This is a genomic window from Affinundibacterium seohonense, from assembly GCF_014284305.1.
Lineage (GTDB): Bacteria > Pseudomonadota > Gammaproteobacteria > Burkholderiales > Burkholderiaceae_D > Undibacterium > Undibacterium seohonense.
This window is the reverse complement of record NZ_JACOFW010000008.1, coordinates 127,822-148,873: the sequence shown is the minus strand read 5'-3', so window position 1 is coordinate 148,873 and position 21,052 is coordinate 127,822. Positions and strand designations below refer to the sequence as shown.

Here is a 21,052-nt window from a genome sequence, read left to right as displayed (position 1 = left end):
TATGGGGCGAGTGCTCCAAGTTTCAACTATTTATTTACGCTGTTTGGGTTTGCAATATTTTGCCACGAACTAATTCTAATAATTCTAGGGGGGAATCGAGTATGGCATCGGCCCTCCAGTGCGTTGGTTCTGTCGCGCCACAATAACCCCAAGCTGCTGCGACACTCGTCATGCCAGCGGCTTGTGCTGCTTGGATATCACGCAAATCATCGCCAACATACCAACATTCAGAGGGCGGAACTTTAATTCTGCGAGCCGCTTCGAAAAGTGGTTCGGGATGCGGTTTTGCATGGGCAGTGGTATCTCCAGATATGACGCAGGCAGCATCGGTTAACTCGATTTGTGGAATCAGAGGGGTGGTAAATCTTTCTGCCTTATTGGTAATAATGCCCCATGTGACATTTAATTGCTCTAGTCCGCTGAGTAACTCTTTGATGCCCGAAAACAGTTGACTATGCACGGCAATCGACGCTTCATAGTTCGCGAGAAATTCCAGGCGCATAGCTTCGTACTCTGGATGCTCGGGTGCGATTTGAAACCCGGCACCGATTAAGCCGCGTGCACCTGCTGAGGCAAAAGGGCGCAAGCTAAGATAAGGGGCTGCAATTAAGCCGCGGTTGACGCGCATTAGATTGACCGCTGCCGCCAAATCAGGCGCGGTGTCAGCAAGCGTGCCATCTAAGTCAAATAGAACTGCTTTTGGTGTAATCATAGGGGGCGAGTGCAGGCGACTAAATAATTTACGCTAGTGTCTTGATTTAACGAGTAAATTTTGGTTAAAGGGTTGTAGCTCATGCCTTTCATGGCATCGACGATAAGTCCGGCATTGCGGATATCTTGGGTTAATTCAGCTGGTGTAATGAACTTTTCGTAATCATGCGTTCCCTTAGGGAGCATCTGTAATAAATATTCGGCGCCAATGATGGCGAATAAATAGGCTTTTGGATTGCGGTTGATCGTAGAGAAAAACACTTTGCCGCCGGGTTTGACTAGTTTGGTACAAGCGCGGATCACGGAAGCTGGGTTGGGTACATGTTCCAGCATTTCCATGCAGGTCACAACATCGTATTGTCCTGCCTCACGCTCTGCCAAGTCTTCGGCCGCGATTTTTTCGTAGCGAACTTGGACGCCGGACTCCAAGCTGTGTAAGTCCGCTACCTTTAACGCTTTGTCCGACAAGTCAATACCAGTTACATCGGCTTTTTTCTTTGCCATCGATTCTGCCAAGATGCCGCCGCCACAGCCAATATCGATAACTTTCCTGCCAGCTAAAGGCGCGATATTATTGATCCACTCTAGTCTCAACGGGTTGATTTCGTGTAAAGGTTTAAATTCTGAGCTGGGATCCCACCAGCGATGCGCCAAATCGCTAAATTTTTGAATTTCAGACGGATCGACGTTGGTGTTTGCATTATCGGGGGCGATTGTAGGCATGAGGATTCTTGGCAGTAGTGAAAATAAACACGAGTGAGCGATAAGTGTGTGCGTATCAACTCACTCATTAATTGTGAAGAAAGTGGCGTCATTCTAAAGCAAATAAGGGCGAAAGTTTTTTTCACCAATATTGCTTGTGAGAGAAACTGAAACTTTTTTGATTGGCCATAAAAAAACCCGCCGAAGCGGGTTTTTGTCTAAGCAAATTTAAGATTACTTAGTGATCGTGCGTGTACCAACCACTTCGATTTCAACGCGGCGGTTTTTAGCGCGGCCTTCTTTAGTTTTGTTATCAGCAACAGGTTGTTTTTCGCCTTTACCTTCGGAGAAAACACGTTTTGCATCGATACCGCGGCTGATGATGTAAGCCTTTACTGCGTCAGAGCGACGGATAGACAATTTTTGATTGTATTCATCTGTACCAACAGAATCCGTGTGACCAACTGCGACGATCACTTCTAGGTTGACATCTTTCAATTTAGAAGCCATGTCATCCAATTTTACTTTCGCTTCAGGTTTCAAAATTGCTTTGTCGAAATCAAAAAACGCATCAGCTGCAAAAGTCACTTTTTCAGATGTAGGAACTGGCGCTGGAGCAGGAGCTGGTGCTGGTGGCGGTGGTGGCGGAGCAACCGGTGCTGGTGGAGCAACTGGTGCTGGCGGTGCTGGTGGAACTAATGGCAAATCACAGCCTGCAACAGCATCGGCAGGTGTGTAATAGCCAGTGCGCCAGCACAAACCGAATGGATCGCGAACGATGATGCCACGTGCGTCTTGAACATAAGCGCTATACGGCGTATTTGCTTTAATGTCAGTGATGGTGGTTTGAGCAGATGCAGAAAAAGAAGCAACCGCTGTTGCTGCAATCGCGAGCTTGACTAAAAGTTTCATATATTTTCCCTCGGTTGAGAATAAGCGCAGAAAACTGCGTTAAAAAATGCAAAAGTGCAAGATACAAATTCTGTAAAAGTAGAATTTTAACACGTGCTCAATGACAACAGTGTGACTCTCATAGCAGAACTGTTCTAATTTGTAGTGCAAGCTGGTGTTTTTCGGCAAGTAGAGTTTGCCATAAGTCTTTCCAGCTTCCTTGAAATGTATCAACGCCTCGCTATATGGTGAAAATTATTGTCTTTTTTTGGCAACAGGAAAAATCACGACTCGTGACTTCGAATTTGTTGCGATCTGATAAAGAATTGTGATTGATTTTGAGGGATTTGCCTTTGGCGATTTGGATGGGTGTATGAGTGAACTTTGAAGAACTAGAAAAACGCTGATTGCGCAAGAGAGCCGTGTTAAAATGAGCAGTTGAACACTAAATGTTGGTCGCGTTAATTTAAATAAGAGTCGTGCAATTATTTAGTGAAGAGATGCAGGTCTTCCGCCAGCCTCGTGCTGGCTTGTTATTTTAACCAAGCTTACTGCTGTTTTTTTAAGCACTTAGACAAGTCTGACCGCCAATGGATCAATTCGCAAAAGAAACACTCCCGATTTCCCTTGAAGAAGAAATGCGCAAGAGCTACCTCGATTACGCGATGAGCGTTATCGTAGGCCGTGCTTTGCCGGACGTGCGTGATGGTTTAAAACCTGTGCATAGACGCGTTTTGTTCGCGATGCATGAAATGAATAACGTCTACAACCGCCCATTCGTTAAATGTGCGCGTGTGGTCGGTGAAGTTATGGGTAAGTATCACCCGCATGGTGATGCTTCAATTTACGATACTTTGGTGCGTATGGCGCAGGATTTCTCTTTGCGTTACACCTTGGTTGACGGACAGGGTAACTTCGGTTCTGTCGACGGTGATAATGCAGCGGCGATGCGTTATACCGAGTGCCGCTTAGATAAAATCGCCAATGAAATTTTGGCTGATATCGACAAAGAAACCGTTGATTTCGTTCCTAACTATGATGGTAAAGAAAAAGAGCCTTCCGTTCTGCCAACCCGCATTCCAAATTTGTTGATCAATGGTTCGTCAGGTATTGCGGTTGGTATGGCGACGAACATTCCGCCACATAATATTACAGAAATCATCAATGGCGCTTTGCATGTCTTGCGAAATCCAGAATGCACGATTGATGAATTGATCGAAATTATTCCAGCGCCAGATTTCCCAACGGCTGGTTTGATCTACGGCGTTTCTGGTGTTCGTGATGGTTATCGTACAGGTCGTGGTCGCGTGGTAATGCGTGCTAAGACCCACTTTGAAGAATATGGCAAAGAAGGTCGCACAGCGATTATCGTCGATGAGTTGCCGTACCAAGTTAATAAAAAATCCTTGTTAGAACGTATCGCGGAAAACGTGCGCGATAAGAAGCTCGAAGGTATTTCCGATATTCGTGATGAATCCGATAAGTCGGGTATGCGCGTAGTGATCGAATTGAAGCGTGGCGAAGTTCCTGAAGTTGTGTTGAATAATTTGTACAAACAAACGCAATTGCAAGACACCTTCGGTATGAACATGGTTGCACTGGTAAATGGTCAACCGAAGTTATTGAACTTGAAGCAAATGCTCGAATGCTTCTTGTCGCATCGCCGTGAAGTGGTCACACGTCGTACTGTTTTTGAATTGCGTAAAGCACGTGACCGTGGTCATGTATTGGAAGGCTTGGCTGTTGCCTTGGCGAATATCGACGATTTCATCGCGATTATTAAAGCCGCTCCAACACCGCCGTTGGCTAAAGTTGAATTGATGAACCGCGCATGGGATAGTTCCATGGTGCGTGAAATGTTGACGCGTACCGCTGCGGATAATCCAGGCGGCATCGAAGCTTTCCGTCCGGAGAGTTTGCCTAAGCATTACGGTATTCAAACAGATGGTTTGTACAAATTGTCCGACGATCAAGCCCAAGAAATTTTGCAAATGCGTTTGCAACGTTTGACAGGTTTGGAACAAGACAAGATCGTTAATGAATATAAAGACGTGATGGCTGAAATTGCAGATCTTTTGGATATTTTGTCCAAGCCAGAACGTGTTACCGTCATCATTACTGATGAAATGACAGCTTGCATGAACGAATATGGTATCGGCAATAAAGATGCACGTCGTTCAGAAATCGTTTTGAATGCGACCGATCTCGAAACCGAAGATTTGATTACACCGGTCGATATGGTCGTGACTTTGTCGCATACTGGTTATATGAAGTCGCAACCACTCTCAGAATACCGCGCACAAAAACGTGGTGGTCGTGGCAAGCAAGCGACTGCAACGAAGGATGACGACTGGATCGAACAATTGTTCGTTGCGAATACGCATGATTACATCTTATGCTTCTCAAACCGTGGTCGTTTGTATTGGTTGAAAGTGTGGGAAGTGCCACAAGGTTCGCGCAATTCACGCGGTAAGCCGATTGTGAATATGTTCCCATTGCAAGACGGTGAAAAAATTACCGTGATTCTGCCATTGTCTGGCGATAACCGTACTTTCCCTGAAGATCATTACATTTTCATGGCGACTAGTTTGGGTACCGTGAAGAAAACTGCATTGAATGATTTCAGTAATCCACGTAAGGCCGGCATTATTGCGGTTGATTTGGATGACGGCGACTTCCTGATCGGTGCCGCATTGACTGATGGTAAGCATGATGTCATGTTGTTCTCCGATTCCGGCAAGGCCGTGCGCTTTGACGAAAATGATGTCCGTCCTATGGGGCGTACAGCTCGTGGTGTGCGTGGTATGAATCTGGAAGAAGGTCAGCAAGTTATCGCCTTGTTGGTCGCCGAAAATGAACAGCAATCAGTGTTAACTGCGACTGAGAATGGCTTCGGTAAACGTACCCCAATTACGGAGTACACACGTCATGGTCGTGGCACTAAGGGCATGATCGCAATTCAAACTTCTGAACGTAACGGTAAAGTCGTTGCTGCGACACTGGTCGAACCAACAGACGAAATTATGTTGATTACGACTGGTGGCGTGTTGATCCGTACTCGTGTGTCTGAAATCCGTGAAATGGGTCGTGCAACGCAAGGCGTGACTTTGATTGCGGTCGAAGATGGTACTAAGCTCTCCGGCTTGCAACGTATTGTTGAAACCGATGCTGATCCAGAAGCTGTTGAAGGTGTCGAAGTAATTGCTGATGCTAGCGGTGATGCGGCTGTAGAAGAATAATCGTAGGGTGGGCACGCTTTTGTGCCCACACGTTACGGTTAAATACTTCGGAAAATATTTATCTAAAAAGTCTGACATCGGTCGGACGCGTGGGCACAAAGATCGTGCCCACCCTACGTTTTAATGCAACGGTTCAAAGACCATGAATACGATCTACAATTTCTCAGCCGGCCCAGCCGTCTTACCCAAAGAAGTCTTGCAACAAGCAGCAAGTGAGATGTTGGATTGGCATGGTAGCGGTATGTCGGTGATGGAAATGAGTCATCGTGGGCCAGAGTTCATGTCTATCCTAGCGCAAGCGCAGGCTGATTTGCGTGAATTATTGAACGTACCTGCCAACTATAAAATTCTGTTTTTACAAGGCGGTGGTTTAGGCGAAAACGCCATTGTTCCTATGAATTTGGTAGGACGCAAAGCACAGCCTGCTACTGTTGACTTTATCCATACTGGTTCGTGGAGCGGCAAGTCGATTAAAGAAGCGAAGAAATACGCGAACGTGAATATCGCCGCATCCAGCGAGAATGCTGGCTTTAACGGTGTGCCAGATCCTTCTTCGTGGAATTTAACGAAAGACGCAGCCTACGTGCACCTCTGCACCAACGAAACCATCGATGGTGTTGAATATCATTTTGTTCCAGATGTAGCGCAGCAAACGAATGGCGCGCCATTGGTGGCGGATATGTCTTCTCATATTTTGTCGCGTGTCATCGATGTGTCGAAATACGGCGTGATTTTTGGTGGTGCGCAAAAAAATATCGGCCCTGCTGGTTTGACCTTGGTCATAGTGCGCGAAGATTTACTCGGTTCGGCTTTGCCAATTTGCCCTTCGGCATTTGACTGGAAAATCGTTGCAGATAACGACTCCATGTATAACACGCCACCGACGTATTCCATCTATATTGCAGGTTTGGTATTCCAATGGCTGAAACGTCAAGGTGGCGTTGCGGTGATGGAGCAAAAGAATATCGCCAAAGCGAATTTGTTATACGACTATTTAGATAGTACAGATTTTTACGTTACGCGCGTTGATAAGGAATTTCGGTCACGCATGAATGTGCCTTTCTACTTGAAAGATGAATCCTTGAATGCAGCTTTTTTGGCTGCCGCAAAAGAGCGGGGTTTGTTGCAGTTGAAAGGACATAAGTCGGTCGGCGGTATGCGTGCTTCGATTTATAACGCAATGCCGATTGAGGGTGTGCAGGCATTGGTTGAATTTATGCGGGATTTTGCGGGTGCAAATACTTAGTGAAATCCGCTCAATAAACTAGTCGAAATCATCAGCCCTTTCTTCGCATGGTACCCACCATCACCTAGAAACCGTGGCGCTGATGAGTCAAGTCATAAGCTTGAATAAGATTGAATATATTATTTAAAATCTTCAACCGCACTTGGTGTGCGGTTGATCTAAAAACGGTTTTTAGGTTTTCAAATGAACGACAACAAATTACTCCCACTTAGAGAGAAAATCGACGCCATTGATGCGGCGATTTTGGAATTGCTGAATCAACGCGCCAGTGTTGCGCAAGAGGTCGGTCACGTTAAAGCCGAGACTAATGCGCCAGTATTTCGTCCTGAGCGCGAGGCCCAAGTGTTACGCAATATGGCTGCAAAAAATACTGGCCCTTTGCTCAATGAGGATATTCAACTGATTTTTCGCGAAGTGATGTCAGCATGTCGCGCATTAGAGCGCCGTGTTGTGGTGGCATTTCTCGGTCCGGTGGGTACCTTTAGTGAACAAGCTGTGTACAAACAGTTTGGTCGTGCTATCGAAGCTTTACCTTGTATTTCTATTGATGAAGTTTTTCGTGCGACTGAAGCGGGTACTGCTGATTTCGGTGTAGTGCCGATTGAGAATTCTTCTGAAGGTGCGATTAACCGCACTTTAGATTTGCTCTTGCAAACAAGCTTGGCGATCAGCGGCGAAGTTGCAATTGCTGTGCAACATAGTTTGATGAGTAAATCGGGCACGATGGAAGGTGTGACACGCATCTGCGCCCACTCACAAGCTTTGGCGCAATGTCAGGCTTGGCTCAATCAACACTATCCGCATGTGGAGCGACAAGCAGTGGCATCGAATGCCGAAGCGGCGCGCATGGCGAGTGCGGATTTCAGTGTCGCCGCGATTGCCAGTGAAATCGCTGGACATCAATATAACCTTGGTATCGTCAGCGCACATATTCAAGATGATCCGCATAATCGCACGCGCTTTGCCGTGGTCGGGCGTTTGAACACGACGCCAAGCGGTAAGGATCAAACTTCTATCGTTTTGGCGACGCCGAATAAAGCGGGTGCTGTTTACAACTTACTGGCACCCTTGTCTAAGCATGGTGTGTCCATGACGCGTTTTGAGTCCCGTCCGGCGCGCACTGGTAACTGGGAATATTACTTCTACGTTGATGTAGAGGGGCATGCGATGGATGCCAAGGTGAAGGCAGCGATGGATGAGTTGAATCAGGACGCCGCGTTTTTCAAAATTCTAGGATCGTATCCTTGTACGGTCTGATCTGAGCATAGTTGAGGTCTCGTCGAGCGGATTTTTCCTTCTCGACATTGCTGTGCATGCAGTTATGACGGTTTGAATATGGTCAATGTTGTAAAAATTAAACCACTGGTTTCCCGATGATTAATGATGATGCGCAAACGCGTCCACTTTTTAATAAGATAGCCTTAATCGGTGTTGGTCTGATTGGTGGTTCTTTTGCTTTGTCTTTAAAAAAAGCACGAGCGGTCGAGCATGTTGTGGGATTAGATCGGCATTCAACTTCTCTAAAAGCAGCGCTTCAGCTCGGTATCATCGATAGTTTTACCGATGACATGGCATCTGCTATCGCCGACGCAGACTTGATTGTGATCGCCACGCCTGTTGCGCAAACGACTAAGATACTTAGCTCGATCTATCCCTATTTGCAATCCAATACCATCGTCACAGATGTGGGAAGTACTAAGGCGGACGTGGTGCTTGCGGCGCGAACTTCTTTGCAAGAAAAAGTCTCACAATTTATCCCAGCGCACCCGATAGCTGGGCGTGAAAAAAATGGTCCTGAAGCGGCGATTGACGATTTGTATGTAGGTAAAAAAGTGGTGATCACGCTATTAGCAGAAAATGCCGATCAATCAATTGAATTGGTTGCACAAGCTTGGCGTTTATGCGGCGCGATTATTCATCATTTGAGCCCGAAAGAACATGATCAGGTCTTTGCCTCTGTGAGTCATTTGCCGCATTTGTTGGCTTATGCTTTGGTTGATGATATCGCCGCAAAACCGCACGCGGATCGCTTATTCCAATACGCTGCTAGCGGCTTTCGGGATTTTACGCGTATCGCAGGATCATCTCCGGAAATGTGGAGAGATATTAGCCTGGCGAATCGCACAGCGATTTTGGAAGAGCTTGATTCTTACAGCGCCAAGTTGCAACAATTGCGAGCGAGTTTAGAGGCTAGTGATAGCGTCGCTTTAGAGGCGATTTATAGTCGAGCGCAGACCGCGCGTGTGAATTGGATTACTGCAATTGAAGCGGCTGAATCACAGAATAAAGATGGTGGTGATTAAGTCTCTAGTTGCTTAGCTTGCACTGCCTAGTCATTCGACAAAATCGCTATCGAAATTGAACAAAGAAATTAAAACGGTCAGACATTTGAGAAAAGCATGAAAGATCAAACTAAACATTACCCACCCTATCTTGATTTGCATCCAGTGATGAAAGTACAGGGTACGGTTCGCTTGCCGGGATCCAAGAGTATTTCAAATCGAATTTTGTTGTTGGCAGCATTGTCTAAAGGGACAACGCAGATCCATGATCTGCTTGCATCAGACGATACTATGGTGATGCTCAATGCCTTACAAAAGCTCGGTGTCCATTGGGTGCAAGAAGGTCAAACCAATAATTACACCGTCGTCGGCGCGAATGGCGCTTTTCCAAATCATCATGCTGATTTGTTTATGGGAAATGCTGGTACCGCAATTCGTCCTTTGGTCGCCGCACTGGCGGTCTTGGGTGGTGATTACACCGTGCACGGCGTGGCGCGTATGCATGAGCGTCCTATTGGCGATTTAGTTGATGCCTTGAATGCAGTGGGAGCGCAGATTGATTACACAGGTAATTCTGGCTATCCGCCATTGCATATTAAACGCGGTCATATCCATGCGCAGAAGATGCAAGTGAAAGGTAATGTTTCTAGCCAATTTTTAACTGCCCTGTTGATGGCGTCACCGTTAGCAGCGCATCATAGCGATGTAGTGATTGAGGTTGTTGGTGATTTGATTTCTAAACCTTATATCGAAATTACTTTGAACTTGATGGCGCGTTTTGGAGTGGAAGTTGTGCGCGATGGCTGGCAACGATTTACGATCAAGACCGGTCAACATTATGTGTCACCAGGGGTAATCTATGTGGAAGGAGATGCCTCATCGGCATCGTACTTCTTGGCTGCAGGTGCCATTGCAGGCGGTCCAATTCGGGTTGAAGGTGTGGGTAAAATCAGCATACAAGGCGATGCGCGCTTCGCCGAGGCTTTAGAAAAGATGGGTGCCAAAATCACCATGGGTGACAATTGGATAGAGGCGGAAACACAGGGGGCCTTGCAAGCGATTGATATGGATTTCAACCACATTCCAGATGCCGCAATGACTATCGCGATCGCTGCTTTGTATGCAAATGGCACGACCACTTTGCGAAATATTGAAAGTTGGCGCGTCAAAGAAACGGATCGAATTGTGGCAATGGCAACAGAGTTGCGCAAACTCGGTGCGATCGTTGAGGAAGGTCAAGATTTTATGACCGTTACTCCACCAGCAGAACTTGCGCCAGCGACGATAGATACATATGATGATCATAGAATGGCGATGTGCTTTTCATTGGCGACATTGGATGGCGTCGCGCGACGAGGAGCCGCAATGCGGATTAATGATCCTAAATGTGTCGCTAAAACGTTTCCAGAATTCTTTGAAGCCTTTGTTAAAATCAAACACGAGGATTTATTTTGAACGCTTCAGTCAATATTCCTGTTATTAGTATTGATGGTCCTACCGCATCAGGTAAAGGTACGGTAGCACATCGTGTCGCCAAGCAATTGGGTTTTCACTACCTCGATTCTGGCGCACTGTATCGCTTGACTGCCTTGTCTGCAATACGTCAGGGGATTGATTTGTGGGAAGAGCAACAAATTGCTGATTTGGCACGTGTGTTGCCTTGTCGTTTTGAAAAAGGCCATGTCTATCTCGCGGGTGATGATGTCACGGACGCCGTGAGAGAAGAGGCAATTGGCGTCGCCGCCTCAAAAATTGCCGTTCTGCCACTGGTTCGCAAGGCTTTAGTCGAGTTGCAAGTATCATTTCGACAAACGCCAGGTTTGGTCGCAGATGGGCGCGATATGGGTACAGTCATCTTTCCAGATGCGATACAAAAAGTCTTTTTAACTGCAAGTGTGGAAGCGCGTGCAAATCGTCGCTATAAGCAATTGATTGAAAAGGGTTTTCCTGCTAATATGGAAGACTTGGTAAAAGATTTGACAGAACGTGATGCTCGCGACATGGCTCGCACAGAAGCGCCTCTCAAACCCGCACCAGATGCGTTCATACTCGATACGTCTCATATTACTGCGAATGAAGCAGTGCATCAGATACTCAGTCTCTACGCAATCGCGCTAAGAAATCAAAAAACAATTTAGTTCGTCTGCTGAATTGCTCGAACAATTCTTAACGCGTGTTTAGTTCCCACTTTGTTTTTACTTCGATGCAAAATCAAAATGGGGTTGTTTAACCCATCCCGGTAAATAGACCTTTCGTCCTATTCCGGCTAACCCGTAAATATTATGTCTACTGTATTCATGACTCAAGATTTCGCAACTGGTGCTGACAGCTTTGCAGCATTGTTCGAAGAATCTTTATCCCGCCAAGATATGCGCTCTGGCGAAGTGATTTCTGCTGAAGTCGTTCGCATCGACCACAACTTCGTGATCGTTAATGCTGGCCTCAAATCAGAAGCATTCATCCCTGTTGAAGAATTCAAAAACGACCAAGGTGAATTGGAAGTTAACATCGGTGATTTCGTATCCGTAGCGATCGAATCATTGGAAAATGGTTTCGGCGACACAATCTTGTCCCGTGACAAAGCAAAACGTTTGGCATCATGGCTCGCTCTCGAAAAAGCGCTTGAGTCTGGCGAAATGGTAGTAGGTACAGTTAATGGTAAAGTTAAAGGTGGTTTGACTGTTCTCACGAACGGCATCCGCGCTTTCTTGCCAGGTTCTTTGGTTGATACACGCCCAGTTAAGGATACAACTCCTTACGAAGGCAAGACTATGGAATTCAAAGTTATCAAGCTCGACCGTAAACGTAACAACGTAGTGTTGTCACGTCGTGCCGTTGTTGAAGCGTCTATGGGTGAAGAACGTCAGAAATTGATGGAAAACCTGAAAGAAGGCACAGTGGTTACTGGCTTGGTTAAAAACATCACTGACTACGGTGCGTTCGTTGATTTGGGCGGCATCGATGGCTTGTTGCACATCACTGATTTGGCATGGCGTCGTGTGCGTCACCCATCTGAAGTGCTTACAGTTGGTCAAGAAATCACTGCTAAGATCCTCAAATTTGATCAAGAGAAAAACCGTGTGTCCCTGGGCGTTAAGCAATTGGGCGACGATCCTTGGACAGGTTTGGCACGTCGTTACCCAGCAAACACACGTTTGTTCGGTAAAGTAACGAACCTCACTGACTACGGTGCGTTCGTTGAAGTCGAGCAAGGTATCGAAGGTTTGGTCCACGTTTCAGAAATGGATTGGACAAACAAAAACGTTGCACCAAACAAAGTTGTTCAATTGGGCGACGAAGTTGAAGTTATGGTTCTGGAAATCGACGAAGAACGTCGTCGTATCAGCTTGGGCATGAAACAGTGCAAAGCAAATCCATGGGATGACTTCTCCTTGAACTTCAAAAAAGGCGACAAAGTTAAAGGCGCGATCAAGTCTATCACTGACTTCGGCGTGTTCATTGGCTTGACAGGCAATATCGATGGTTTGGTGCATTTGTCTGATTTGTCTTGGAACGAAACAGGTGAAGAAGCAGTTCGTCGCTTCAAGAAAGGTGACGAGTTGGAAGCCATCGTATTGGCGATCGACGTTGAGCGTGAGCGCGTTTCCTTAGGCGTTAAGCAATTGGAAGGCGACCCATTCAACAACTACTGCGCAATGAACGACAAGGGCGCATTGGTCACTGGTACAGTGAAATCTGTTGAAGCTAAAGGCGCTGTAATCCAATTGGCTGACGAAGTTGAAGGCTACTTGCGTGCATCAGAAATCTCCCGTGACCGCGTGGAAGATGCTGGTACACACTTGAAAGTTGGCGACACAGTTGAAGCGTTGGTATTGAACATCGACCGTAAAGCACGTGGTATCCAATTGTCTATCAAAGCAAAAGATAGCGCTGATACACAAGAAGCTATGCAAAAGATGGCAACAGCGGTTGACGCCAATGCGGCTTCTGGCACAACAAGCCTCGGTGCTTTGTTGAAAGCTAAGCTCGACAACAAAAACTAAGCAACGACTAGGCCTTATTTATGACCAAGTCAGAGCTAATTGCTCGTCTGGCTGAGCGGTATCCACAACTGGTTGCAAAAGATGTGGATATCGCCGTCAAAACTATTTTGGACGCGATGTCCGATGCATTGGCTACTGGCCAGCGTATAGAAATTCGCGGCTTTGGTAGTTTCGCTTTAAATAGCCGTCCACCCCGAATTGGACGTAATCCTAAATCTGGTGACAAAGTGATGGTGCCTGAAAAACGGGTACCACATTTCAAACCAGGTAAAGAATTGCGCGAAAGGGTGGATGCGACAGTCGGCCAGCCCATACTGCATGATTAAAGTGTGATCAAGTGTGGAAAAAAGTGAGTAATTTGCACTAAGAAAACAAAACGGCATAAGGGATTTCCCGATATGCCGTTTTTTTTCACGTACAATTTCATTTGTTGAGTCAATGTCTTGTGTATGTCGATGAATCGGTATTCGTAATTAAGCTGATTCTTGAGCATGTACCACTTTGATTGCTATTCGTAATTTAGGCAACTTAGGTTAACTATGAAAATTATTTCAAAATTTATTTGGCTGCTGGTCTTTATTGCCTTTTTGGGCTTTGCCCTGAAGAACGACAAAATCGTGACACTTGAGTATTTCTGGGGCTACCAGCAATCGGCACCTTTGGTGATCTTGTTGTTATGTTTTTTTGTGGCTGGTGCTGTGTTTTGTTTGTTGGCGATGGCACCGATGGTGTTCCGTCATCGTCGTGATATTTCGCGTCATAAAAAGACCATAGCGGAAATCGAGAAAGAGCGTCAACTTGAGCAGGTGGCTGCAAATCAAGCACCAACACCGGACGCGATTCCTAACGTAATCCGCAATTCTTAAATCTTAATATTTAATCCTCGTACTGAGACCCGTTACTATGGAATTTGAAATCTGGTGGTTACTAGGTATTCCTCTATTTTTTAGCCTTGGTTGGATTGCTGCGCGGGTCGATATCCGTCAATTGATCTCTGAGTCCAGCAGTCTGCCTAAAGGTTATTTTAAGGGTCTAAATTTTCTTCTCAATGACCAACCCGATAAGGCGATTGATGCTTTTATCGAAATCTTGAAACTGAATCCGGAGACAGTTGAGTTGCATTTTGCGCTCGGCAATTTATTCCGTCGACGTGGTGAAACCGAACGTGCAATTCGTGTCCATCAGAATTTATTATCTCGTCCTGATTTACCGATAGAACAGCAGACGCAAGCAATGTTCGAATTGGGGCAAGATTACCTGAAGGCGGGGCTGTTAGATCGCGCTGAAGAAACTTTCAATCAATTGGTTGCAGGCCAATATGCCATCCCAGCACGAAAGGCTTTGCTAGAAATTTACCAACGTGAAAAAGAATGGTTGCGCGCGATAGATGCCGCCCATGCATTGCAAGAATCAGGTGCGGGTGGCAGACAAAAAGAAATTGCCCAATTTTACTGTGAAATCGCGCAAGATGAGCTCGTTCATACACATCCCGAAGCAGCGATGGTGATGCTGGATAAAGCGATCGCTACAGACCGCCACAATGTGCGTGCGGCGATTTTGACTGGTGACATTCATTTGGCAAAAGGTGATGTCGAACAGGCGGTATTAGCTTGGCGCAGAGTCGAACAGCAAAGCGTGCCACATGTCGCTTTGGTCGCGCAACGCTTGATGGATGGCTACCGCAAATTAGAGCGACCACACGAAGGTTTGAACTTGTTGAAGTTGTATATGGCAGAAACGCCCTCTATCGATTTATTGGAAGTCGTTTTTAAAGCGACTTTAGAGTTAGAAACGGTCGCAGAAGCAAATCAATTAGTCAGCAATGAATTGCGTCGCACGCCGACCCTATTGGGCTTAGATAAATTGCTTGATGCACGCATGATGGTCGCGCCGCCGGAAGTGTTGCCAGAGCTTTCTATTGTTAAGAATCTAGTCAGTGGCTATGCACAAAAATTTACACGTTATCAATGTACCCACTGCGGTTTTAAAGCACGTCAATTCTATTGGCAATGCCCTGGTTGCAGTAAGTGGGAAACTTACCCACCGCGCCGCACGGAAGAATTGAATGTAATGAATTGAGTTTATGTAGCGCGATAATATAAAGACTTAGCCGCAGAGGCGCAGACGACGCAGAGAGATTTTTATTTTGCCGTTTTTCCCCGCGTACTCTGCGCCTCTGTTTTTTTGCAAGCTAGGCTCACGCTCTTTTTTAAGGAAATATTCTAGAAATGAAAATAACGATTGTTGGTACAGGTTACGTAGGTTTAGTAACTGGTGCGTGCTTGGCTGAAGTCGGTCATGACGTCTTTTGTTTGGATGTGGATCAGCGCAAGATCGATATTTTGAATGGTGGCGGCATCCCAATTCACGAACCAGGTCTGGATGAAGTTGTTGCGCGTAATGTCGCTGCTGGGCGTTTGCGCTTCTCTACTGATGCCGCCGCTAGTGTGGCGCATGGTGACGTGCAGTTTATCGCGGTTGGTACGCCGCCGGATGAAGATGGTTCTGCGGATCTACAATATGTGGTAGCTGCCGCACGAAATATCGGTAAATACATGACGCGTTTTAAAGTGGTCGTCGATAAATCAACTGTTCCAGTCGGTACAGCGGACCGTGTTTCTGCGGCGATAGCTGAAGAGTTGAATGCACGTCAATCTGATTTGGATTTTGCAGTCACTTCAAATCCTGAATTTTTGAAAGAAGGCGCTGCTGTTGCCGATTTCATGAAGCCGGATCGCCTCGTGATTGGTCATGGCAATGACGAACAAGGTCTACGTGCACAACAAGTGATGCGTGAGGTGTATGCAAGTTTTGAAGCGGCTGGTCATCAAATTTATTGGATGGATGTACGTTCCGCTGAGTTTACGAAATACGCTGCCAATGCGATGTTAGCGACACGTATTTCATTTATGAATGAATTAGCGAACTTGGCGGACAAAGTCGGTGTGGATATCGAGGCAGTACGTAAGGGCATAGGTTCTGATCCACGCATAGGGCCAGGTTTTTTGATGGCAGGCTGTGGCTATGGCGGCTCGTGTTTTCCGAAAGACGTACAAGCATTGGTGCGCACATCACAAGAGTACGGTCATGAGCTGAAAATCTTGCAAGCTGTTGAAGATGTGAACGAAACTCAGAAGCATGTGTTGGGCGCAAAAATTTTTGCGAAGTACGGTAAAAATTTGCAAGGTTTGAAATTCGCTCTTTGGGGTTTGGCGTTCAAACCGGATACCGACGACATGCGTGCAGCCTCTTCACGGGTGCTGGTACAAGAGCTATTGCGTGCAGGTGCACACATTGTTGCTTTTGATCCGGTAGCGATTGACGAAGCGCGACGTGTGTTGGCGCTGGATTTTGCACATGCGCCTGAATTGTTAAAGCAGATTAAATTTGCGGCAGATCCGCAAGCGGCGTTGCTAGCGGCAGATGCCTTGGTGATCGTCACCGAATGGAAAATTTTCCGCACTGCAGATCTGAATCAAGTTAAGGCTAGCTTAAAGCATGCAGTCATTTTTGATGGGCGTAATTTATACGATCCACGTTCGGTAAAGTCTTTGGACATTGAATATCACGCGATTGGTCGCGCGGTACTGACTAAAGATTAAGTCAAATCTAAGCTAATATAAAACCAATATAAAACTATGACGAGTACACAAAAGCGTATTTTGGTGGCGGGCGATGTGATGCTGGACCGCTATTGGTTTGGTGAAGTCAATCGCATTTCCCCCGAAGCACCAGTGCCGATCGTGCGCGTGGAGCGACGTGAGGAACGCCTGGGCGGTGCTGCGAACGTAGCGCGTAATGTCGTGGCATTAGGCATCGAAACCAGCTTGCTAGGCGTGATTGGTGAAGATGAGGCGGGTCGCAATGTCGAGACTTTGTTGAGTGAAGTTGGAATTCGTAGTTATTTGAACCACGACCCTAGTATCTCGACAATTATTAAATTACGTGTCATTGGTCGCCAACAACAATTGATTCGCATCGATTTCGAAGAGAAGCCAACAGAGCAGATTCTGCAGGATAAATTGTCACGCTTTAATAGCCTGATTGCCGATCATGATGTGATTGTATTATCCGATTACGCCAAAGGTAGTCTGGTGAACGTCGCGACTATGATCGCGCTCGCAAAACAGCTCGGTAAATATGTGTTGGTTGATCCCAAGGGCAGTGATTATTCGATTTATCAAGGTGCCAGCCTATTAACACCAAACAAGTCAGAATTGCGTCAAGTGATTGGCAGTTGGAAAGACGAAGCTGACTTAACAAATAAGGCGCAGGCACTGCGTAAAGAGCTGGATATCGCGGCCTTATTACTCACCCGGTCAGAAGAGGGTATGACTTTATTTAGTGATGAAGAAATTCTGCATGTGCCGGCAATGGCGCGTGAGGTATTTGATGTGTCCGGCGCCGGTGATACTGTGATCGCAACGGTCGCCGCGATGTTGGCAGAGGGCAAAAATTTGCACGATGCTGTGTTAATTGCAAATCAAGCTGGCGGCATTGTTGTTGGTAAATTGGGAACAGCAACCGTTACGAGAGAAGAATTATTTCAAAAAGTGTAACCTTTTAATAAATTTAATGTAATATGTATTTGCAATGATAAATTTATATTTATCATTGCAAGCAGATCATATTTTATTAATTTCATTTATTGGGAGCTTACGATGTTAAAAAAGATCATATTTGCTGTTGCTGCTTTAGTCGCAAGTATCAGTTTTGCCTTTGCCGATGTGGATGTGAACAAAGCTGATCAAGCAGCTTTAGATGGCGTAAAAGGTATAGGTCCGGCGAAGTCGAAAGCTATTTTGGCGGAACGAACTAAGGGTGGAAATTTTAAAGACTGGGCAGACTTTGAGAGCCGCGTAAAAGGCATAGGCGAAAAGAATGCGATTAAGCTGTCAGATGCGGGACTGACTGTGAATGGACAAGCGAAGCCAGTAGCAAATACAAAAGCTGACGTGAAATCAGATAATACGGCCAACGCCAAAACAAACACCTCGGTGAAAGCAACGACTAAATAAATTCCGATGTGTTGTTTGATGAAAAATAGGAATCCTCAAGTGCCAGCATTTGAGGATTTTTTTTTGAAGATGAATACTTAAATTTGATATAAGTGGACGCTTGTGAGTTGAACTAAGCAGAAAGCATACACAAGGATTAAAATATGGGTTTGCATTTCTATTACGCCCCGACCATTATGAGCTATTTCACGATTGAAGACACAATAGGTAACACACCTCTGGTTCGTTTGCAGCGCTTACCCGGCGAAGAGGCCAAGCGTCGTAATAATATTATTCTTGGTAAATTGGAAGGAAATAATCCTGCAGGCTCCGTAAAGGACAGACCAGCTTTGTCTATGATTAAACGAGCTGAAGAACGAGGTCAGATTAAGCCAGGCGATACCTTAATTGAAGCGACAAGTGGAAATACAGGGATCGCTTTGGCGATGGCTGCTGCTATGCGTGGCTATAAAATGGTTTTGTTAATGCCAGAACATTTGAGTGTTGAGCGTCGTCAAAGTATGGCCGCTTATGGAGCACAGATTGTCTTGACTCCACAGTCTGGAGGTATGGAGACGGCACGTGATTTGGCTGAGCAAATGCAGAAAGAAGGCAAGGGATTGATTCTTGATCAATTTGCCAATGCAGATAATCCATTGGCTCACTATGAAAGCACTGGGCCAGAAATCTGGCGAGACACTCGGGGTCAAATCACTCATTTTGTTAGCGCTATGGGAACAACCGGGACGATTATGGGGGTTTCTAAGTTCTTAAAAGAACAAAGCGCTGATGTGCAGATTGTCGGCGTACAGCCGGAAGATGGTTCGCAAATTCCCGGAATCCGAAAATGGCCCGAGGCTTATTTGCCCAAAATTTTTAAACCCGATCAGATAGATGGCTTGGAGTCAGTTAGTCAGTCAAGTGCAGAGGCCATGGCGAGAAGACTGGCGGTCGAAGAGGGAATTTTTTGTGGTATCTCAGCAGCAGGTGCCTGTGAAGTCGCATTGAGAATTGCTCAAACGGTAGAAAATGCCACCATAGTGTTTATCGTCTGCGATCGAGGTGACCGATACTTATCTACAGGTGTTTTTCCTGCTTAATGCTGTTAAGAAACAACAGCTAACATGTTGTTGAAATACAACGAGCAATAAAAAATCGAAGCTAGTTTCTAACTAAGCTTCGATTTTTTTTGTTCAATGCAACAAAAATTAGCCTTTGTTATCGGCATCTTTCGGTTTAAATTGCTTATCACTGATGCGGAATTTGGCACGACGGTCGCCCATTAATGCGCGCAGATCTTTAATACTCACATCACTGATTTCATGCATACGGATCAGCAATGATGCGCCAACTGGTAAACGACGATGACGAATTTTACTGATGACCGGCGGTGCAACTTCGAGTGCGCGGGACAATGCAGCATCATTTTTCAAATGCAATTGTTTGATTAAAGTATCCAAAAGATTATTTGGATCGTAGTCGATTTCATCTGATTCTAGTTGTGTCAAGTTTGGCATCATTACCTCGTTATTGATGATTATAGATGTTGCAGGAGGGTGCTGTAATAAATTATTTAATCAGTAATACTATATCTTTAAAACAAATTTATCTACTTATTACGGAAGAAATTAAGTAAGAAAATTGTTAAATCTATTGACACTTTCCTCTAAAACATCATAAATGTATCATTAGATAACATTACTTTAGACCAAAAAATTCTTATTTGCAATATTTTTTATTGAAAAGTGCTTATTTTGCAGCATAACATTTGGCTAAGAAACTCATTTTTATTCTTTCTGGAATGCCAAAAGGAACGCATTTAGGTGACTTATTTGGAGATACCGCTAGAGACATTTTTTAGAATTTACTCATTTTTTCTCGCAAGAGCGACTACTTTTCCTAAATCGATTACGGACATCGCATAAAAGTAACTCCGATTGTACTTGGTGATGGCGAAAAAATTCTCAGTGGCTAGCCAATACTCGGTGGGATCGTCTCCATTTTGTAGGTCAATTAAACCGTATTTGATATGCCTTGGTGCTTGCTCATCAGCAGTGCTGACAATCGATTTCAAATCCTCAATCGCATAATTCGCCTTTAATCCGCTTCCAAGCACCTCATTGAATTTGCTTGAGCTTGGTTCTTGCCCAATTAACGTGGCGGGGAAGGCATACGGCAGATTTTTTTGCCAGCCATGTTTAGCTAAATAATTTGCGACGCTACCGATGGCATCTGCTTCTGATTCTTTTAGATCGACCTTCGTATCAGCATCAAAATCAATGGCGAATTGTCGGAGACTGCTAGGCATGAACTGCGCTAATCCGATGGCACCTGCGTATGAGGATTTGATCGAATGAATATCAATCCCGGTATCTCTAGTCCATAACAAAAGTTGTGCTAGCTCGTTCCTAAAAAAGTTCATGCGCGCTTCACGATTCGGTGTTTCTGGATAGGAGAAAGCGAGTGTAGTTAGTGCATCGAGTGCGCGGAAACTACCAGTATTTTTTCCATAGATGGTTTCGACGCCAATTAGACCAACGATGATTTCTGCTGGAACGCCATACAGATTCTCAGCGCGATTTAAGGATTCTTGGTTACGCTCCCAAAATGCAATTCCTGCTGTTATTCTGCCATTTTCTACAAAACGGGCGCGGTAGGCTTTCCAATTTTTGGGCTTGCCTGGTGGTGCAGGCTTGACCAACTGTACAGCGCTTTCGACAAAGCGGGCGCTGCCAAGAATTTGCTGTAATTGTGTGAGGTCAAATTGGTGCTGAGTTTGCATTTGAGTGATGAAGGCTTTGACCTCTTGCCACTCCAAATAGTGAACATCATCAGTTTTGATCGCGGTATTTTTCTTGGTATGGACGAGGTTTTTTTTCTTACTTGGAGCGGCCAGCGCTGTTTCGCTGACAAATAACGTACTTGAAACACTTAAGCCGAGGACGAGACCTGCGGTAAAAGTTGTGGACAAAAAAGACGG

General features: G+C 45.5%; 19 protein-coding genes. 14 read left to right on the top strand and 5 right to left on the bottom strand.

Annotated features, from left to right (window positions below):
- Nucleotides 1–34: 34 nt before the first annotated feature.
- The 3 genes from H8K52_RS09645 to ompA form a co-directional block, all read right to left on the bottom strand.
- On the bottom strand, nt 35–712 hold the full coding sequence (locus H8K52_RS09645) for an HAD family hydrolase (protein ID WP_186922680.1): 678 nt from the start codon (nt 710–712) through the stop codon (nt 35–37).
- Entirely contained in the window at nt 709–1,434 is a 726-nt protein-coding gene (ubiG, locus tag H8K52_RS09640) for a bifunctional 2-polyprenyl-6-hydroxyphenol methylase/3-demethylubiquinol 3-O-methyltransferase UbiG (protein ID WP_186922679.1), read from the bottom strand. Before ubiG ends, H8K52_RS09645 begins: the two co-directional genes overlap by 4 nt.
- Nucleotides 1,435–1,647: 213 nt before the next feature.
- A complete protein-coding gene (gene ompA / locus H8K52_RS09635) occupies nt 1,648–2,325 on the bottom strand; it encodes an outer membrane protein OmpA (RefSeq protein WP_186922678.1) in 678 nt (225 codons plus the stop codon).
- 569 nt (nt 2,326–2,894) lie between these two features.
- Here ompA and gyrA point away from each other — a divergent pair.
- From gyrA to cysM, 14 genes are all read left to right on the top strand, one after another.
- Nucleotides 2,895–5,543 carry a DNA gyrase subunit A gene (gene gyrA, locus H8K52_RS09630; RefSeq protein WP_186922677.1) on the top strand — a complete coding sequence of 883 codons (2,649 nt, stop codon included), beginning with the start codon at nt 2,895–2,897 and terminating at the stop codon, nt 5,541–5,543.
- Nucleotides 5,544–5,685: 142 nt separating this feature from the next.
- A complete protein-coding gene (serC, locus tag H8K52_RS09625) occupies nt 5,686–6,789 on the top strand; it encodes a 3-phosphoserine/phosphohydroxythreonine transaminase (protein WP_186922676.1) in 1,104 nt (367 codons plus the stop codon).
- A gap of 183 nt (nt 6,790–6,972) precedes the next feature.
- Nucleotides 6,973–8,046 (top strand): prephenate dehydratase, encoded by a 1,074-nt coding sequence (gene pheA / locus H8K52_RS09620; RefSeq protein ID WP_186922675.1) that lies wholly within the window; start codon nt 6,973–6,975, stop codon nt 8,044–8,046.
- Nucleotides 8,047–8,162: 116 nt separating this feature from the next.
- Nucleotides 8,163–9,092, top strand: a complete 930-nt coding sequence (locus tag H8K52_RS09615) for a prephenate dehydrogenase (protein ID WP_186922674.1) — start codon at nt 8,163–8,165, stop codon at nt 9,090–9,092.
- A gap of 96 nt (nt 9,093–9,188) precedes the next feature.
- Nucleotides 9,189–10,526, top strand: coding sequence for a 3-phosphoshikimate 1-carboxyvinyltransferase (aroA, locus tag H8K52_RS09610; protein ID WP_246464420.1), 1,338 nt, complete (start codon nt 9,189–9,191; stop codon nt 10,524–10,526).
- Nucleotides 10,523–11,209, top strand: a complete 687-nt coding sequence (gene cmk / locus H8K52_RS09605) for a (d)CMP kinase (protein ID WP_186922673.1) — start codon at nt 10,523–10,525, stop codon at nt 11,207–11,209. The genes aroA and cmk overlap by 4 nt, the downstream gene beginning before the upstream one ends.
- Nucleotides 11,210–11,353: 144 nt before the next feature.
- On the top strand, nt 11,354–13,075 hold the full coding sequence (gene rpsA, locus H8K52_RS09600; RefSeq protein WP_246464419.1) for a 30S ribosomal protein S1: 1,722 nt from the start codon (nt 11,354–11,356) through the stop codon (nt 13,073–13,075).
- 20 nt (nt 13,076–13,095) lie between these two features.
- Entirely contained in the window at nt 13,096–13,401 is a 306-nt protein-coding gene (locus tag H8K52_RS09595) for an integration host factor subunit beta (RefSeq protein ID WP_186889975.1), read from the top strand.
- A 213-nt stretch (nt 13,402–13,614) separates the two neighbouring features.
- Nucleotides 13,615–13,941, top strand: coding sequence for a LapA family protein (locus H8K52_RS09590; protein WP_186922672.1), 327 nt, complete (start codon nt 13,615–13,617; stop codon nt 13,939–13,941).
- Between the two features lie 37 nt (nt 13,942–13,978).
- Nucleotides 13,979–15,154: a lipopolysaccharide assembly protein LapB gene (gene lapB, locus H8K52_RS09585; RefSeq protein ID WP_186922671.1), complete on the top strand. Its 1,176-nt coding sequence runs from the start codon at nt 13,979–13,981 to the stop codon at nt 15,152–15,154.
- A 149-nt stretch (nt 15,155–15,303) separates the two neighbouring features.
- Nucleotides 15,304–16,677: a UDP-glucose dehydrogenase family protein gene (locus H8K52_RS09580; RefSeq protein WP_186922670.1), complete on the top strand. Its 1,374-nt coding sequence runs from the start codon at nt 15,304–15,306 to the stop codon at nt 16,675–16,677.
- A 36-nt stretch (nt 16,678–16,713) separates the two neighbouring features.
- Complete coding sequence (gene rfaE1, locus H8K52_RS09575) at nt 16,714–17,634, top strand: D-glycero-beta-D-manno-heptose-7-phosphate kinase (RefSeq protein WP_186922669.1); 921 nt, start codon at nt 16,714–16,716, stop codon at nt 17,632–17,634.
- Nucleotides 17,635–17,736: 102 nt separating this feature from the next.
- Nucleotides 17,737–18,093: a ComEA family DNA-binding protein gene (locus H8K52_RS09570; RefSeq protein WP_186922668.1), complete on the top strand. Its 357-nt coding sequence runs from the start codon at nt 17,737–17,739 to the stop codon at nt 18,091–18,093.
- A gap of 176 nt (nt 18,094–18,269) precedes the next feature.
- Nucleotides 18,270–19,172: a cysteine synthase CysM gene (gene cysM / locus H8K52_RS09565; protein ID WP_186922696.1), complete on the top strand. Its 903-nt coding sequence runs from the start codon at nt 18,270–18,272 to the stop codon at nt 19,170–19,172.
- A 108-nt stretch (nt 19,173–19,280) separates the two neighbouring features.
- On the opposite strand, the gene H8K52_RS09560 is transcribed toward cysM, so the two are convergent.
- Entirely contained in the window at nt 19,281–19,589 is a 309-nt protein-coding gene (locus H8K52_RS09560) for a hypothetical protein (RefSeq protein WP_246464417.1), read from the bottom strand.
- Between the two features lie 347 nt (nt 19,590–19,936).
- Nucleotides 19,937–21,043 carry a lytic murein transglycosylase B gene (mltB, locus tag H8K52_RS09555; protein WP_186922695.1) on the bottom strand — a complete coding sequence of 369 codons (1,107 nt, stop codon included), beginning with the start codon at nt 21,041–21,043 and terminating at the stop codon, nt 19,937–19,939.
- Nucleotides 21,044–21,052 lie beyond the last annotated feature (9 nt).

What these genes read in the sequence shown, in the direction of transcription:
- ompA (WP_186922678.1), bottom strand. Translation starts at nt 2,325, where the DNA reads ATGAAACTTTTAGTCAAGCTCGCGATTGCAGCAACAGCGGTTGCTTCT.
- pheA (WP_186922675.1), top strand. Translation starts at nt 6,973, where the DNA reads ATGAACGACAACAAATTACTCCCACTTAGAGAGAAAATCGACGCCATT.
- H8K52_RS09595 (WP_186889975.1), top strand. Translation starts at nt 13,096, where the DNA reads ATGACCAAGTCAGAGCTAATTGCTCGTCTGGCTGAGCGGTATCCACAA.
- H8K52_RS09590 (WP_186922672.1), top strand. Translation starts at nt 13,615, where the DNA reads ATGAAAATTATTTCAAAATTTATTTGGCTGCTGGTCTTTATTGCCTTT.
- H8K52_RS09560 (WP_246464417.1), bottom strand. Translation starts at nt 19,589, where the DNA reads ATGCCAAACTTGACACAACTAGAATCAGATGAAATCGACTACGATCCA.
- H8K52_RS09570 (WP_186922668.1), top strand. Translation starts at nt 17,737, where the DNA reads ATGTTAAAAAAGATCATATTTGCTGTTGCTGCTTTAGTCGCAAGTATC.
- H8K52_RS09580 (WP_186922670.1), top strand. Translation starts at nt 15,304, where the DNA reads ATGAAAATAACGATTGTTGGTACAGGTTACGTAGGTTTAGTAACTGGT.
- rpsA (WP_246464419.1), top strand. Translation starts at nt 11,354, where the DNA reads ATGTCTACTGTATTCATGACTCAAGATTTCGCAACTGGTGCTGACAGC.
- gyrA (WP_186922677.1), top strand. Translation starts at nt 2,895, where the DNA reads ATGGATCAATTCGCAAAAGAAACACTCCCGATTTCCCTTGAAGAAGAA.
- ubiG (WP_186922679.1), bottom strand. Translation starts at nt 1,434, where the DNA reads ATGCCTACAATCGCCCCCGATAATGCAAACACCAACGTCGATCCGTCT.
- cysM (WP_186922696.1), top strand. Translation starts at nt 18,270, where the DNA reads ATGAGCTATTTCACGATTGAAGACACAATAGGTAACACACCTCTGGTT.
- lapB (WP_186922671.1), top strand. Translation starts at nt 13,979, where the DNA reads ATGGAATTTGAAATCTGGTGGTTACTAGGTATTCCTCTATTTTTTAGC.
- aroA (WP_246464420.1), top strand. Translation starts at nt 9,189, where the DNA reads ATGAAAGATCAAACTAAACATTACCCACCCTATCTTGATTTGCATCCA.
- H8K52_RS09615 (WP_186922674.1), top strand. Translation starts at nt 8,163, where the DNA reads ATGATTAATGATGATGCGCAAACGCGTCCACTTTTTAATAAGATAGCC.
- H8K52_RS09645 (WP_186922680.1), bottom strand. Translation starts at nt 712, where the DNA reads ATGATTACACCAAAAGCAGTTCTATTTGACTTAGATGGCACGCTTGCT.
- rfaE1 (WP_186922669.1), top strand. Translation starts at nt 16,714, where the DNA reads ATGACGAGTACACAAAAGCGTATTTTGGTGGCGGGCGATGTGATGCTG.
- serC (WP_186922676.1), top strand. Translation starts at nt 5,686, where the DNA reads ATGAATACGATCTACAATTTCTCAGCCGGCCCAGCCGTCTTACCCAAA.